Raw genomic sequence first — 15408 nt, forward strand, 5'->3', positions numbered from 1 at the left:
GCACCCCTTACGATCCCCAAAAACACCCCGCCGCAAACGCCTTGCTCACAACAGGTTGACACAGGAAGTCTCATGCCTTGTCCTTGTCCGATGCCGCCGAGAAGACGTGGTCCGGCCCCGGAAATGCGCGGCTGCGCACCTCGGCGGCGTAGCGCGCTGCCGCGTCCGAAACGGTGTCGCGCAGGGTTGCGTATTCCTTGACGAATTTGGGCACGCGGTGGACGGTCATGCCGATCATGTCGTCGATCACCAGGATCTGGCCGTCGCAGTCGCCGCTGGCGCCAATGCCGATGGTGGGGATCGAGATATGGCGGGTGAGGTCCGACGCCACCGACTCCACCGTGCCCTCGATGACCACCGAGAAGGCGCCGGCCTTTTCGACCGCCTCGGCATCGCGAAAAAGCGCGGCGATGTTTTCCTCCGTCCGGCCCTTGATCTTGTAGCCGCCGTCCTTTTCCACGGATTGCGGCTGCAAGCCGATATGACCCATTACCGGTATGCCTTCGGCGACGATTGCCGCGATCTGCGCGGCCATGTCGACGCCCCCCTCGAGCTTCACCGCCTGGCAGCCGGTCTCGCCGACGATGCGCCTTGCCGAGAGCACGGCTTCCGCCGGGGAGGCTTCGTAGCTGCCCGCGGGCATGTCGACGACCACGCAGGCTTTTGCCGAGCCGCGCATCACCGCCTGCCCATGCGCGATCATCATCTCCAGCGAGGCGCCGAGCGTCGTGGCGTGGCCGTGCAGCACCATGGCGACGCTGTCGCCGACCAGAAGCAGGTCGACATGCCGATCGAGCATGCGGGCGATCGGATAGGTGTAGGCGGTGAGGCAGACGATCGGCACGCCACCCTTGCGGCGGCGAATGTCTTCGGCGCCAATGCGATTGCCGGTGGACCGTTCTTGGGCCAATCCTCACCTCCCTCAACCGGCGCGGGCCAGGCGCCCGCTTGCCGGGCGTGCGAGCTTTAGAAACACAGGCAACGCTTGGCAAGCAGGGCTGCCGCGTCTTCCGCGCGTGTATCGATTAATGCATGTCGCGCAAAAGTGTGCAGCGGTTTCGGGAAAACGACATGCATAAAGCAAAACCAAAGCGCGTCGCCTGAATCGGTTTCAGCGCGACGCACTTTAGCGCACGAAGCATTTACATCGCGGGCGCGGCAAAACCCTTGCCTTCGCGGTGACCTGACGCCATAAGCAGGAAACAGCGCGGCCGCTGCCGCCACGAGGACCTGGATGAAGACTTTCCTGCTGCAGTTTTTCACCTGGTGGAACAGCCAGACGCTGGGCACGCGCTTCCACACCTGGCGCTTCGGCAAGAAGGTCGGCGAGGACGAGGCCGGCAACGTCTACTACGAAGGCGGCATCGATTCGGAAGGCCGCACCCGGCGCTGGGTCATCTATCGCGACTATTCCGAAGCCTCGAAAATCCCGCCGGGCTGGCACGGCTGGATCCATCATCGCGTCGACACGCCCCCATCGGGCGAGAGCTACAAAGCTCGCGAGTGGCAGAAGCCGCATCGGGCGAACCTCACCGGAACGCCCGGCGCCTATCGCCCGCAGGGTTCCATCCTGACCAACCAGCACCGTCCGCAGGTGACCGGCGACTACGACGCCTGGACGCCCGGCTCGTAAACGCGTTCTTCGGTCCTTTGTCGCCACAATTGGCGTTTAGCTGCTTGCCGATATCGCAGCCACGACTAGCCTTGGGCGATTGAGAGAATCACCCGGGCGCAACCACCGGTATCCTTGCATGAGCTTCTTCGAGCAATTCCAGGAAAAGTGCGCGGCGGTTTTCCGTCCGGAATTGCGCTCGAAGGCTCCAAGCCGAATGTCGACGGGATTGGTCGCGGCAGCTTCCGTTCTGGCCGCCTCGACGGCAGTGTTTGCCGCCCCGCAGGCACCGGCAGCACCGCCAGTCTCGGACCGCATCACCAACCCGGTCGCCGAATTCGCCGGCATCGACAAGATCACCGGCCGCATCATCACCTTCGACGTCTATATTGACGAGACGGTGCAGTTCGGTGCTCTACAGGTGACGCCGCGCGTCTGCTATTCACGGCCAGAGACGGAACAGCCGAAGACCGATTCCTTCGTCGAGGTCGACGAGATCACGCTCGACCGCAAGATCCGCCGCATCTTCACCGGCTGGATGTTCGCCGAAAGCCCCGGCCTCAACGCCGTCGAGCATGCCGTCTATGACGTCTGGCTGAAGGGCTGCAAGCAGAAGTCCGATGTGCCGCCGCCGACCGCCGCCAAGGCCGATACGGGCAAGCCGAAGACGAATGCCGCCAAGCCGAAGGCACCCGCGCAGGAGCAACCGGCCGACGCCGCGCCTGAGCCGACGGACGCAGCGCCCGCGCCGGACGGTGCCGACACAACGGACCAGAACTGATCCTTCGGCGCCCGCGCGCCGTCCGTCCGCCGGACGAGTTTTCTCAAGGAAAAAAAACCGCGTCGCCCTTCAGGGCCTCGGCCAGCATCTTTTCGTACCGGCTGCGTGGCACGTCGACGGCGCCGAAGCGCTTGAGGTGCTCGGTGGTGAATTGTGTATCGAGCAGCGCGAAGCGGCGTTCGTTAAGCCGCTCGACGAGATAATAGAGGCAGGTCTTCGAGGCGTCGGTTTCCCGGGCGAACATGCTTTCGCCGAAGAAGACGCGCCCGAGCGACACGCCGTAGAGGCCGCCGACCAGCCGGCCCTCGCGCCACGCCTCGACGGAATGGCAGTGGCCCAGCCGGTAGAGCTCGACATAGGCTTCGCGGATCGGCGCGTTGATCCAGGTCGAGCGGCGCTCGTCGCGCTTTTCGGCGCAGCCGTCGATCGTAGCCTCGAAATCGAAATCATAGCGGATGTCGAAGAGATGCCTGCGGATCGTCTTCTTCAGGCTGCGAGGCGTGTGGAACCCGTCGAGCGGGATGATGCCGCGCGTTTCCGGCCGCACCCAGAACACTTCCGGGTCGGTCGCGCTCTCAGCCATTGGGAACACGCCCGAGGCATAGGCCTTCAGCAGCAGGTCGGTCGGGATGCGGTAGCCGGGCGCATAGGGACGAGTCATTGCGCCATTATAACCGCAAGACCTTAAAGCGCGTCGCCCAAAAGTGCGCGGCGGTTTTGAGGTGACGGCATGCATCAAACGAAAGGATTGAAGCGCGTCGCTGAAATCCGCTTCAGCGCGACGCGCTTTAATCGTCCTCGGCCAGATATTTTTCGAGCCAGTGGATATCGTAATCGCCATTGGCGATATCCGGATTGCCGACGAGGTCGCGGAACAGCGGCAGCGTGGTCTTGATGCCGTCGACGACGAATTCGTCGAGCGCTCGGCGCAGCCGCATCATGCATTCGACGCGGTTGCGCCCATGCACGATCAGCTTGCCGATCAGGCTGTCGTAATAGGGGGGGATCCTGTAGCCGGAATAGACGCCGGAATCGACGCGGACGCCGAGGCCGCCCGGCGTGTGGAAATGCGTGATGGTGCCGGGCGATGGCGTGAAGGTGCGTGGGTCCTCGGCATTGATGCGGCATTCGATGGCGTGGCCGTTGAACTTGATGTCTTCCTGCCTGACCGACAGTCCGCCGCCGGAGGCGACACGGATCTGCTCGTGCACGAGATCGATGCCAGTGATGGCTTCCGTCACCGGATGCTCGACCTGCAGGCGGGTGTTCATTTCGATGAAATAGAACTCGCCGTTCTCGTAGAGGAATTCGATGGTGCCGGCGCCGGAATAGCCGAGATCGGCGATCGCCTTGGCGCAGATGCCACCGATGCGCGCGCGCTCCTCGGAATTGAGGGCGGGGGAGTTGGCCTCCTCCCAGACTTTCTGGTGGCGGCGCTGCAGCGAGCAGTCGCGCTCGCCGAAATGCACGCCGCGACCAGCGCCGTCGCCGAACACCTGCAATTCGATATGGCGCGGCTTTTCCAGAAATTTCTCGATGTAGACGGCGTCGTCGCCGAAGGCGGCGCCAGCTTCCGACCTTGCCGTCTGCAGCGCGACTTCCAGGTCGGCTTCCGAGCGGGCCACCTTCATGCCGCGGCCGCCGCCGCCGGCCGAGGCCTTGATGATCACCGGATAGCCGATCCCGGCAGCAACGCGTTTCGCTTCCTTTTCGTCGCTGATCGCGCCGTCCGAACCCGGCACCACAGGGATGCCGAGGCGCTTTGCCGTGCGCTTGGCCTCGATCTTGTCGCCCATGATGCGGATATGGTCGCCCGACGGGCCGATGAAGGTGATGTTGTGGGCGGCGAGAATGTCGGCGAACTTGGCGTTCTCCGACAGGAAGCCGTAGCCCGGATGCACCGCGTCGGCGCCGGTGATCTCGCAGGCGGCGACGATCTGGTGGATGTTGAGATAGCTTTCGCGCGACGGCGGCGGACCGATACAGACGCTCTCGTCGGCAAGCCGCACATGCATGGCGTCGGAATCGGCCGTCGAATGGACCACCACCGTCTGGATGCCGAGCTCTTTGCAGGCGCGCAGCACTCTAAGTGCGATTTCGCCGCGATTGGCGATGAGGACCTTCTGGAACATCTCTCCGCTGTTCCCGGCTCTACTCGATGACCACGAGCGGCATGCCGTATTCGACCGGCTGGGCGTCCTCGATCAGGATCGCCGTCACCGTGCCGGCGCGCGGCGAGGGAATCTGGTTCATCGTCTTCATCGCTTCGATGATGAGCAGCGTCTGGCCTTCCTTCACCTTCTGGCCGATCTCGACGAACGGCTTGGCGTCGGGCGAGGGCGCCAGATAGGCGGTACCGACCATGGGCGAGGGTACGGCGTTCTTGGCAGGATCGGCTGTGGCCGCAGGCGCTGCGGCCGCCTGGGCCGGCGTCATTGCGACCGGTGCGGAGACGGGAAGTGGCGCGGCGACCGCATGGACGGCCCCCTGCGACTGGCGCGAGACACGCACCTTCAGGTCGCCGAGCTCGACCTCGATCTCGGTCAGGTTGGTGTCGTTCAGTATGCCCGCCAGGTCGCGGATCAGCTGCTGGTCAACACCATTCTTCTTTATCGACATTTTCGAGCCTTCTGTTTGGGAGCCGGTCACAGGCGTGCCGCCAGTGCCTGCAGCGCAAGCGTGTAGCCGAGTGGCCCGAACCCGCAGATCATGCCGACTGCGACCGGCGCGACCATGGAGACGTGGCGGAAAGGCTCCCGCGCGTGGATATTGGAAAGATGGACTTCGGCAACGGGCAACGGCGCGACGGCGCGGATGGCGTCATGGATGGCGATCGAGGTGTGACTGTAGGCACCTGGATTGATGACGATCCCGGAAGCCTTGTCGCCGGCTTCCTGGATCCAGTCGACGAGGTCGCCCTCGTGATTGGACTGGCGAAAATCGATCTCGAGCCCGAGCGCCGCGCCGGCGGCCTTGCAATCCTCCGCGATGGCGGCAAGCGTCTTGCCGCCATAAATCCCCGGCTCGCGCTTGCCGAGTGCATTGAGGTTGGGACCGTTGAGGACGAATATCGTTTTCAAAATGCCGACCTTCTTCGACGCCGGCCCCAAGCCGGCGCGCCGGACCTCTATAATGGGCATAGCCGCCCGCGAAAAGAGCGCAAGTGCGTTCTTTCGCTGTCCACAACAGGCGGAAAACCGCCTGTTGGCGCAGCCCGCGACAGCTCAGAGCGCGCTCTTGGCCTCTTCGATCTTTTCCGCCAGGACCTGCTGCCCAAGCGCGCCGAACACCACCTCATTGCCGACGACATAGGACGGCGTGCCGGTGATCGACAGCTTGGTGGCGAGGTCGTAGGTCCGCGAGAGCGCCTCGTTGATGCTCGGATCCTTCATCTTCTCGCGCAGCTTCGCCTCGTCGGCCCCGAGCGAAAGCGCGACCTTCATGGCGGTCGCCTCGGTGGCGCGGCCCTGGCCGCCAAGCAACGCGGTGTGGAATTCGCCGTACTTCTCCGGCATCATCAGGTGAAAGGCCATCGACACGATGCTGGCCTTCTGTGAATCCGGGCTAAGGATCGGGAATTCCTTGAGAACGAAGCGCAGGTCCGGGTCGGCCTTGGTCAGCGCCTTCATGTCTTCGATGGCGCGTTTGCAGAAGCCGCAATTGTAATCGTAGAACTCGACGATGGTGACCTTGCCCTTCGGGTTGCCGACGACGCCGTCGAAAGTGGAGTTGAAGATCTCGTCCTTCGCGTTCTTGATGACGCCGAGCGCGGCGAGCCGCTGCTCCTCCTTCTGCTTGGCCTCGAGCGCGTCCTGAACCTCGAGCAGAACCTCCGGGTTCTTCAGCAGATAGTCGCGGATGATGCCTTCGACCTCCTTGCGGTCGACCTTGGTGTCGGTGGAAGCCACCTGGATTGCCTGCGTCGTATCGGCCTTCGCGGCCTGCGGGCTTCCTGCCACGAAGCCGAATGCCAGCATGCCGAGCGCTACCGCTACGCCGGCGCTGCCGAGCAGGATTGCCTTGTTCATGATCATTTCCTTCTGCCTGTCCCTGGCCACTCTAGTCGCCGCGCACGGCCAGGAGGTTCATTTGAGCTTGTTCGATGGCGTGTAGTTTATGATATCCTGCGCGCGAAGCCAGCCAGGCTCGCCGCGCTTCAACTTCTGCTGAGCGCGCATGGCAAAAATCTTCGCATTCTTGTAGTCGGCCGAATAGTAATGGCCTTCCGCCGTCGCAAGATCGGCGGCCGGTATTTGCCCCAATTCGCCATAGGCTTGCGCCAGATAGCGGTAGGCTTCCGCATTTTCCTTGTCGCGGCCGATCCCGTTGTTGAGCTGGGTCACCGCCTTCTTGATCGAATCCGGCGTGCCGACCGCCATCAACGCCTGGCCGAGCGAGACCATCAGCAAACCGGATCGCGCCGGATCGAGGCTGACGGCCTTGGCATAGGCATCCGCGGCATCCTTGGGCTTGTTGACCTTCATCAGGATGTCGCCGCGCAATTCCTGGAAATACGGGTTCTTCGGCTGCTCCTTGATCAGCGCCGCCGTCTTGGTCAGCGCTGCGCCCGGATTGCCGTAGAGATATGTCTGCTGCGCGTCGCCATAGCGCGAGGCGAGGCTGGTCGGGTTTTTGCGCATCAGCCGCGCCACGGCCGCCTGGCCCTGCATGTAGGCGGCGATCTTGATGCGCATCATGTCGTGCCGCTGTTGCAGCGCCGGTGGGTCGACTTGGTTGACGTATGGACTCGCCTTGACCAGCACTTCGAGGTTGGCGATGCGCTCCTGCGGCATCGGATGGCTGATCCGGTAGGGATCGAGCTGGGTGCCTGACAGCGAAAGCGCGCTCTGGAAGCGGGAGAAGGTCTTCAGCATGCCCATGCCAGACTGGCCGGTGGCGTTGAGATAGGTGATCGCCGAGCGGTCGGCGGTGATCTCTTCGCCTCGCTGATAGGCAAGGATGATGCGCTGCGCCATCTCGCCGCCGCCGGCGGCGACGCCTATGCCTGCGCCGGCAAGGCCGCGGCTGTTGGTCGTGGCGCCGGCGACCATCGCTCCGGCGCCGAGCAGCGTGGCGATGATGGCCATCGTCTTGGCGCGGTCGAGCTGGTCGCGCAGCTTCTGCTGATGGCCGCCGGCGATATGGCCGGCTTCGTGCGCGATAACGCCGATGATCTCGTTCGGCGTTTCGGCCGTCACCAGCGCGCCGGTGTTGATGAACAGGCGGCGGCCGGTGACAAAGGCGTTGAAGCTCGAATCATTGACGAGAACGATGTCGATGCCGTCATTGGCGAGGTCTGCCGCCTTGAAGATCGGCCGGGCATAGTCACGCACCAGCGCTTCGATCTCGGCGTCGCGCACCACCGGAACGCCTTGTGCGAAGGCATTCACGGAAGTCGATACCGCGACTGCGGCAGCAAGCAGAAGTGTCGCGAATCCACGCGCGGTTCGCTTTATTGCGGTCGATTTGCCAATCATCGTTCGGGTCGGCTCAACATGACAGGTCCACTGGTAGACGAGCGGGCGAAGGATGAAAAGTCGGCGCCGATAACTTCCTGCGCGCTTGTGATCCCCACATCAATCGGGCATTTGTGCGGCGCTGCCGCCGAACTGCGGCAATTCCAGAAACCGCGCAGCGGTTTTCCACGCGGAATTGCTCCACAAAAAAGGCAGGCTGGACGAGAGGTCAAATGGTCGTTTCGCTTTCACGCCGCGGCGAGGTCGAGCCGTTTCATGCCATGGATATTCTGGCCGAAGCCAACCGGCTGAAGGCTACCGGCATTCCCGTGGTGTCGATGGCGGTCGGCCAGCCGTCGGACCCCGCGCCGGCCGGAGTCCGTGAGGCTGCGGCTCTTGCGCTCAAACATGGCCGCATCGGCTACACCGACGCTTTGGGGCTGGCTGAGCTGCGCAAGGCGATCGCCGAGCACTATGGCGAGCACTACGGGATCGATGTCGCACCTGGCCGCATCGCCGTGACCACGGGCTCGTCCGCCGCCTTCAACCTTGCTTTCCTGGCGATGTTCGATCCGGGCGACCGCGTCGCCATCGCCGCGCCCGGCTATCCGGCCTACCGCAACATCATGGCCGCGCTCGGCATCGAGATCGTCGAGATCGAGCTTGGCTCGGACGCCTATCTGCATGCCGACCACCTGAAGGCCGCGCATCGCGAAAAACCGCTGAAAGGCGTGCTGTTCGCCAGCCCCGCCAATCCGACCGGAGCGGTCATTCCGGCCGACGAGCTTTCCGCGCTGGTGAAGACCGCCGACGAGCTCGGCATCGCGGTGATATCGGACGAGATCTACCATCGTCTGGCTTATGCCGCGCCCGATGTCACGGCGCTCGCCCATGGCGCCGGCGTGACGGTGATCAACTCCTTTTCGAAATACTACTGCATGACCGGCTGGCGCATCGGCTGGATGGTGCTGCCGGAGGAACTGGTGCGGCCGGTCGAGCGCATCGCCCAGAGCCTCTACATCTCGCCGCCGGAATTGTCGCAGGTCGCGGCGATCGAGGCGTTCAAGGCAACCGAGGAACTGGAAGCGGTGAAGGCGCGCTATGCCTGGAACCGCGACCTTTTGATGAAGCGCCTGCCGGAGCTCGGCTTTGCGCTAGCGGCTCCCATGGACGGGGCCTTCTATGCCTTCTGCGACGTCACCCGGCACACCAATGACAGCATGGCCTTCGCGCGCAGGATGCTGGCCGAGGCGCATGTGGCGGCTACGCCGGGCCGCGACTTCGACCCGCTGCAGGGTCACCGCACCATGCGCTTTTCCTATGCCGGCAGCCACGACGACATGGCCGAGGCGCTGGCGCGCATCGAACGCTGGCTGAAATAGAAAGCCATGCCGGAACTCGAGCAAGCGCTGGCCGAGGTGGCCGCCGAAATGGCGGAGCGTACTGATCGCGGCGATGTCGCCACCTACATCCCGCAGCTCGGCAAGGTCGATCCGAAGAAATTCGGCATTGCCGCGGTGACCAATGACGGCCACGTCATCCTTGCCGGCGACGCCGATCAGCCGTTTTCCGTCCAGAGCGTCTCGAAGGTGTTCACCCTGACGTTGGCGCTGGGCAAAGTTGGCGATGCGCTCTGGCATCGCGTCGGCCGCGAGCCGTCCGGCAATCCGTTCAATTCGATCGTCCAGCTCGAGCATGAGAACGGCATTCCGCGCAATCCGTTCATCAACGCCGGCGCCATCGTCGTTTCCGACGTCCTGCTAGCCGGCCATCAGCCGCGCGAGGCGATCGGCGAAATCCTGCGCTTCGTCCAGTTCCTGGCCGACGACGACACCATCATCATCGACCGCGAGGTCGCGGCCTCCGAGCGCGCCACCGGCTACCGCAACTTCGCTCTGGCCAACTACATGAAATCCTTCGGCAATCTCCATCACGAGCCGGAGCTGGCGCTCGGCGTCTACTTCCACCATTGCGCCATTGCGATGAGCTGCCGGCAGCTCGCCATGGCCGGCCGCTTTCTTGCCAATGGCGGCAAGAATCCGGCAACCGGCCATTCGGTGGTGTCCGGCGAGCGCGCACGCCGCATCGGCGCGCTGATGCTGACCTGCGGCCACTATGACGGCTCCGGCGATTTCGCCTTCCGCGTCGGCATTCCGGGAAAGAGCGGCGTCGGCGGCGGCATTCTCGGGATCGTGCCGGGCGTGGCTTCGCTCGCCGTTTGGTCGCCAGGCCTCAACGAGTACGGCAACTCCAAGCTCGGCTCCATCGCGCTGGAGAAGCTAGCCAGGATGATGAACTGGTCGATCTTCGCGCCTTGAGCCAATGCATGTCGCCCAAAAAATGCGCAGCGGAGAAGCATCAAGACAAAAGCTTAAGGCGCGGCGCGCGTGGATCCGCGACGCGCCCTAAGGGTTCGGCATCAGAAATCGAAACGCATCGAAAACAAAAATCCCGCGCCGGGGTGGCGCGGGATTTTTGTTAAAAGATCAGCCTGGTCGACTGAAAAATTCTAGAAAAAGCCTTTCCGCTGCCACCAGCCGGCGCGCTTCGGCTTTTCTTCGGCCTTGGCCTCCTCGGAGACGTTGGACGAAACGATGGGAACGACCGGCGCGTCGATCGACTGGGGCTTGCGCCGCGTCGGGTGCGCATTGGCGGGCGGCTCGGCCTCGCTCGGCATGGAAGCGGCTGCTGCCAGTTCCGGTTCGGCAACCTCAGGCGCGGCGGTCTCCTCGACCGGCTCGCGAGTGGTCTCGGCCACCTTTTCCTCGGCAGCCTTCTTTGATCGCGAAGCACGGCGCGGCTTCTTCGGCTTCTCCGTCTCCGGGGCATCGTCATTGGCGGGCGAGGGCGCGGCCTGCTCTTCGGCCGCTGCGACCGGCGGCGCGCCTTCGGGAGCTTCGACTTCCGCTTCGCCGCCTTCGAAACCATCGCCGGCGCTGGCATCGGCCCCGGTTTCGCCTTCCTCACGGCGATTGCGCTTGCCGCCACGCTTGCCGCGACGGCGCTTCTTGCCGTGATCCTCTTCGGCCGCTTCCGCGCCGGCCGGTGCTTCAGCCGTTACCTCGGCCGTTGCTTCGCCTGACGCCGCGGCTGCATCCGCCGGCGCTGGGGCCGAAACGGCATCGCCATGGGCCTGGTGCTCGCGATCGCGATCCTTGCCGCCGCGCCGCCGCCGCCGCTTGCGGCGCTTGCGGCCGCCTTCTCCGTCCTCGGATCGCTGCTGTCCCTGCTGCGGGTGGCGCGGTTGTTCGGCCTGGATCGAAACCTCTTCTTCCTCCTCGACGACGATCTCGTCCTCGGGTTCCTCCGGCTCGACATAGGTCGGCAGGCTGCGCACCTCGACGAAACCTTCCGGCTTCTCCGCCACGGCGCCGCGGAAGATCGCGTAGTGTTGCGCGCCCAGCGTCTCGTCGGCTTCGAGCGTGATGGTCAGGCCGAACCGGGCCTCGAGCTCGACCAGGTTGGCGCGCTTGTGGTTGAGCACATAGAGCGCGGTGGCGGCAGGCGTGCGCACGGTGATGTGGCTGCGCGAATCCTTGAGCAGGAATTCCTCGATCGCCCGCACCACCATCAGCGCCACAGAAGAGTCCGAGCGCACGTGGCCGGTGCCGCCGCAATGCGGGCAAGGCTTCATCGTCGATTCCAGCACGCTGGCGCGGATGCGCTGGCGCGACATCTCCATCAGGCCGAAATGCGAGATGCGGCCGACCTGGATGCGGGCGCGATCGTTCTTGAGGTGATCCTTCAGCCGCTTCTCGACGGAGCGGTTGTTGCGGTTCTCCTCCATGTCGATGAAGTCGATGACGATGAGGCCGGCAAGGTCGCGCAGCCTGAGCTGCCGGGCAACTTCCTCCGCAGCCTCCAGATTGGTGTGGAGCGCGGTGTCCTCGATCGAATGCTCCTTGGTGGAGCGGCCGGAGTTGACGTCGATCGAGACCAGCGCCTCGGTCTGGTTGATGATGATGTAGCCGCCGCTCTTCAGCGTCACCTGCGGCTGCAGCATGCGGTCGAGCTGCGCCTCGATGCCGTTGCGCACGAAGATCGGCGTGGTGTCACGGTAAGGCTGCACCACCTTGGCGTGGCTCGGCATCAGCATGCGCATGAAGTCCTTGGCCTCGCGATAGCCGTCCTCGCCGGAGACCAGGATTTCGTCGATATCCTTGTTGTAGAGGTCGCGCACCGAGCGCTTGATCAGGCTGCCTTCCTCATAGACCAGGGCAGGGGCCGTGGACTGCAGCGTCAGGCTGCGGACGTTTTCCCACAGCCGCATCAGATATTCGTAGTCGCGCTTGATCTCGGCCTTGGTGCGGCTTTCGCCGGCGGTGCGCAGGATGACGCCCATGCCCTGCGGCACTTCGAGGTCGGCGACGACCTCCTTCAGCCGCTTGCGGTCCTGGGCGTTGGTGATCTTGCGCGAGATGCCGCCGCCACGCGCGGTGTTGGGCATCAGCACCGAGTAGCGGCCCGCGAGCGAGAGGTAGGTGGTCAGCGCCGCACCCTTGTTGCCGCGCTCTTCCTTGACGACCTGGACCAGCAGGATCTGGCGGCGCTTGATGACCTCCTGGATCTTGTACTGGCGGCGGACCGGCTTACGGCGGTTGCGGACCTCTTCCAGCGCATCCTCGGCGCCGACGGATTCGATCTCGTGCTCGTCGGAGTGCGCCGACTGCACCTCTTCGAGCATGCCGCGATCGTTGTCGCTAGGGGCGGCTTCGCTGGCAGGAGCGACCTCGCTGTCGGATTCGGCCTGCGGCACCGCTTCCGAAATCACGTCCGCGTCGACACTCGCAGCCATCGAGGTGGGGCCGCCCTCGGACGGCTTGTCATCCGTGTGCTCGACGGCTTCGCTTTCGGCGGTCTCGCTGCTGCTGGCCTCGGGAGCCTTGTTCCCCTCTTCGTCAGATGCCTCGGTCACGGCCTCGACGGTCTCGGAGACTGTTTCGGCGGTCTCCGTCGGGGCATCGGCCGCATCGCCGGGCGCATTGTTGGAATCGCCCGAAGCCGCGGTCTCCACGGCGTTTTCGCCGATTTCCTCGGAACCGGCAGCCTCAGCACCGCGCTTCTGCTCGGCGCGGTCGCGATTCTTGCCGCCGCGCCGGCGGCTGCGGCGGCTGCCGCGATCGCGCGCCTGCTGTTCCTCGCCAGCCTCGACCTCCTCGTCGTCTTCGTCCTCGGCCTCCTGCGCTTCGGCGCGCAGCAGTGCCTGACGATCGGCGACCGGGATCTGGTAGTAGTCGGGGTGAATTTCACTGAAGGCGAGAAAACCGTGACGGTTGCCGCCATATTCGACAAAGGCTGCCTGGAGGGAAGGTTCGACGCGGGTTACGCGGGCGAGATAGATGTTTCCTTTGAGCTGCTTCTTGTCCTGGGATTCAAAGTCGAATTCTTCGATGCGGTTACCGCGAACGACAACAACGCGTGTTTCCTCCGGGTGGGAGGCGTCTATCAGCATCTTGTTGGGCATTATTTCGTTTCCTCCCGGCAGCCATCAGCCGCAGCTGGCGAGGCATACCCCGCCGCTGTGTGCCTGAATATGTGTGGATGCCGGATAATTGAATGTCCGCCGGCCGCTGCTTCAACGCGATGGCGGTGCCGCCCGCAGCCACAATGGCGCGGTTCGATGCGGACCTTTCCATGATTGCGCTTGAAGCCATCGGCACCCAGCAGAACCTTTTGAACCAAAGCCCGGGCTTAACCGGACCAGCTTGTTTGCTCATACAGAGCCGGCACGGGACATCCCGGCCGTTTTCATCGCGCAAGCGATCCCCCGCCACGGGAGTGCGCCTACGAAAATCGTCGCGATCACCTGAAACCCGGAAGCGCCTTCATATCTTACCCTTGGGGGAAATGCAGAGGCGGGCGGTTCCAGGATTGCAGTGATCCAATGTCGCTTTTATGATTTGGCGGGGTGGAAGGCAACCCTGATTTCGGATGCCGGCAAAAAGCGCTTCCGTTGGGGAAGGTTGCGCTCCACCGCTGCATGAAAAGGCTTGGTTAACCTTCTCTGGATACCAATCGTTAATCGAGTTGGCGGCCAGACAGGCCCTTCTGCGAAACGACCCGGCGCATGGCGCCAAACCGGGAGCGACGGACAAGAGATGGGACTGGCAGGCACCGCAGACAAGTGGCGAGGCGCCGCCGGCCATCTCCGACAGATGGCAAGAACCCTTTTCCTGCTGGCGGTCCTGCTTGGCCTGACCGCCGCCGCGCGGGCCGATGGGCTGCTTGGCGCAACCGGCTACAAGATGGCCGGCGACGCCACCAGGATGCGCATCGTCGTGACCTTCGACCGCGAACCGGACGTGAAGTGGTTCCTGCTGCGCGGCCCCAACCGCCTTGTCGTCGACCTGCCGCGCACGCGATTCGCTCTCAACGCCAAGGATGTGAAGCCGCGCGGGCTCGTCCGCGCCGTTCGCTACGGCGATCAGGGCAAAGGCTCGCGGCTGATCCTCACGGGCAAGGGGCCTTTCGTCGTCGACAAGCTTGACGTGCTGAAGAATGACGACGGAAGTGGCTATCGCATCGCCATCGACATGTCGGCCGCATCGGCACGGGAATTCGACGAAGCCCTCGCCAACCAGTCGCTGACGACCGGCTCGACCGTTTCCACCGACAAGGGCGGCCGCGTCGGCACGGGGCCGGTCTCCGCACCGGGTCACCGTTTCACGGTCGTCATCGATCCTGGCCACGGTGGCGTCGACGGCGGCGCGGAGAGCCCTGGCGGCACGGTTGAGAAAAACGTCACGCTCGCCTTCGCCGCTGAGTTGCGCGACAAGCTGGCCGCGGTCGGCAGCTATGATGTGTTTATGACGCGGGACAACGACACGTACCTGCCGCTCGACGAGCGCGTGCGCATCGCCCGCCAGCATGAGGCGGATCTTTTGATCTCCATCCATGCCGATACGATCGCCGTGAAGGGCCTCCGGGGCGCCACGGTCTATACATTCTCCGACAAGGCTTCCGATCCCCAGGCTCAGGCGCAAGCCGACCGCGAAAACCTGTCTGACCAGTTCGCCGGCATGAAGATCGAGGACGACAACAAGGACGTCACCGACATCTTGATCGACCTGATCCGCCGCGAGACGCACGGCTTCTCGATGAGTTTTGCCCACATGCTGGTCGGCCAGCTGTCGACCAGTGTCGGACTGATCAACAATCCGCAGCGCTCGGCGGGCTTCAAGGTGCTGAAGGCGCCTGACGTTCCCTCCGTGCTGGTCGAGCTTGGCTATCTGTCCAACAGCAAGGACGAGGCGCAGCTGCTCAGCGCCGACTGGCGCGGCAAGGCGGCCCAGAGCATAACCAATGCCGTCGCACTGTTCGCCGCGGCGAAGGCCGGAGCCCGGGCTGGCGGCTGACGGGACTGCACCCGCCCACAACCACAAGCCGTTCCACAACCACAAGCGGCGTTGCGCGACGACAACACGTGGCGTTATTGTTTGTCGGACCGAGTCCTGAAATTTGGCGCTGCCGTATTTTGTCCACATGGTGGCGACATGGGTTTTTCATTGCGGATTGGGAACCGCCCCGGGAAGCTTGCGCGACTGTTGGCTTCGTCTAGG

At 64.1% G+C, this 15408-nt stretch carries 13 protein-coding genes; 5 read left to right on the forward strand and 8 right to left on the reverse strand.

The features are described from left to right. Positions 1–70 precede the first annotated feature (70 nt). Entirely contained in the window at positions 71–910 is an 840-nt protein-coding gene (gene panB, locus P9236_RS28675; protein WP_278077936.1) for a 3-methyl-2-oxobutanoate hydroxymethyltransferase, read from the reverse strand. Positions 911–1234: 324 nt separating this feature from the next. Here panB and P9236_RS28680 point away from each other — a divergent pair, with 324 nt between their 5' ends. Together P9236_RS28680 and P9236_RS28685 are read left to right on the forward strand one after the other, a co-directional pair. Beyond that, on the forward strand, positions 1235–1633 hold the full coding sequence (locus P9236_RS28680) for an NADH:ubiquinone oxidoreductase subunit NDUFA12 (RefSeq protein WP_278077937.1): 399 nt from the start codon (positions 1235–1237) through the stop codon (positions 1631–1633). Positions 1634–1829: 196 nt separating this feature from the next. After that, complete coding sequence (locus P9236_RS28685; protein ID WP_278077938.1) at positions 1830–2393, forward strand: DUF2155 domain-containing protein; 564 nt, start codon at positions 1830–1832, stop codon at positions 2391–2393. Positions 2394–2436: 43 nt separating this feature from the next. Here the strand turns inward: P9236_RS28685 and aat are convergent, their stop codons facing one another. From aat to P9236_RS28715, 6 genes are all read right to left on the reverse strand, one after another. Next, positions 2437–3054 carry a leucyl/phenylalanyl-tRNA--protein transferase gene (gene aat, locus P9236_RS28690; protein ID WP_278077939.1) on the reverse strand — a complete coding sequence of 206 codons (618 nt, stop codon included), beginning with the start codon at positions 3052–3054 and terminating at the stop codon, positions 2437–2439. A 127-nt stretch (positions 3055–3181) separates the two neighbouring features. After that, a complete protein-coding gene (gene accC / locus P9236_RS28695; protein ID WP_278077940.1) occupies positions 3182–4525 on the reverse strand; it encodes an acetyl-CoA carboxylase biotin carboxylase subunit in 1344 nt (447 codons plus the stop codon). A 19-nt stretch (positions 4526–4544) separates the two neighbouring features. Continuing rightward, complete coding sequence (gene accB, locus P9236_RS28700) at positions 4545–5012, reverse strand: acetyl-CoA carboxylase biotin carboxyl carrier protein (protein ID WP_278077941.1); 468 nt, start codon at positions 5010–5012, stop codon at positions 4545–4547. A 26-nt stretch (positions 5013–5038) separates the two neighbouring features. Next, on the reverse strand, positions 5039–5473 hold the full coding sequence (aroQ, locus tag P9236_RS28705; protein WP_278077942.1) for a type II 3-dehydroquinate dehydratase: 435 nt from the start codon (positions 5471–5473) through the stop codon (positions 5039–5041). Positions 5474–5617: 144 nt separating this feature from the next. Beyond that, positions 5618–6421 (reverse strand): DsbA family protein, encoded by an 804-nt coding sequence (locus P9236_RS28710; protein ID WP_278077943.1) that lies wholly within the window; start codon positions 6419–6421, stop codon positions 5618–5620. 57 nt (positions 6422–6478) lie between these two features. Continuing rightward, a complete protein-coding gene (locus P9236_RS28715; RefSeq protein WP_278077944.1) occupies positions 6479–7870 on the reverse strand; it encodes a M48 family metalloprotease in 1392 nt (463 codons plus the stop codon). A 212-nt stretch (positions 7871–8082) separates the two neighbouring features. On the opposite strand from P9236_RS28715, the gene P9236_RS28720 reads away from it, so the two are divergent. Together P9236_RS28720 and P9236_RS28725 are read left to right on the forward strand one after the other, a co-directional pair. Next, the gene (locus P9236_RS28720; protein ID WP_278077945.1) at positions 8083–9231 is read left to right on the forward strand and encodes an aminotransferase class I/II-fold pyridoxal phosphate-dependent enzyme; all 1149 of its coding nucleotides are present in this window, start codon (positions 8083–8085) and stop codon (positions 9229–9231) included. Positions 9232–9237: 6 nt separating this feature from the next. Next, a complete protein-coding gene (locus P9236_RS28725) occupies positions 9238–10167 on the forward strand; it encodes a glutaminase (protein WP_278077946.1) in 930 nt (309 codons plus the stop codon). A 191-nt stretch (positions 10168–10358) separates the two neighbouring features. On the opposite strand, the gene P9236_RS28730 is transcribed toward P9236_RS28725, so the two are convergent. Then, positions 10359–13313, reverse strand: a complete 2955-nt coding sequence (locus P9236_RS28730) for an Rne/Rng family ribonuclease (RefSeq protein ID WP_278077947.1) — start codon at positions 13311–13313, stop codon at positions 10359–10361. Positions 13314–14004: 691 nt separating this feature from the next. Here P9236_RS28730 and P9236_RS28735 point away from each other — a divergent pair. Further along, a complete protein-coding gene (locus tag P9236_RS28735; protein ID WP_278077948.1) occupies positions 14005–15204 on the forward strand; it encodes an N-acetylmuramoyl-L-alanine amidase in 1200 nt (399 codons plus the stop codon). Positions 15205–15408 lie beyond the last annotated feature (204 nt).

It is taken from the genome of Mesorhizobium sp. WSM4884 (assembly GCF_029625675.1).
Lineage (GTDB): Bacteria > Pseudomonadota > Alphaproteobacteria > Rhizobiales > Rhizobiaceae > Mesorhizobium.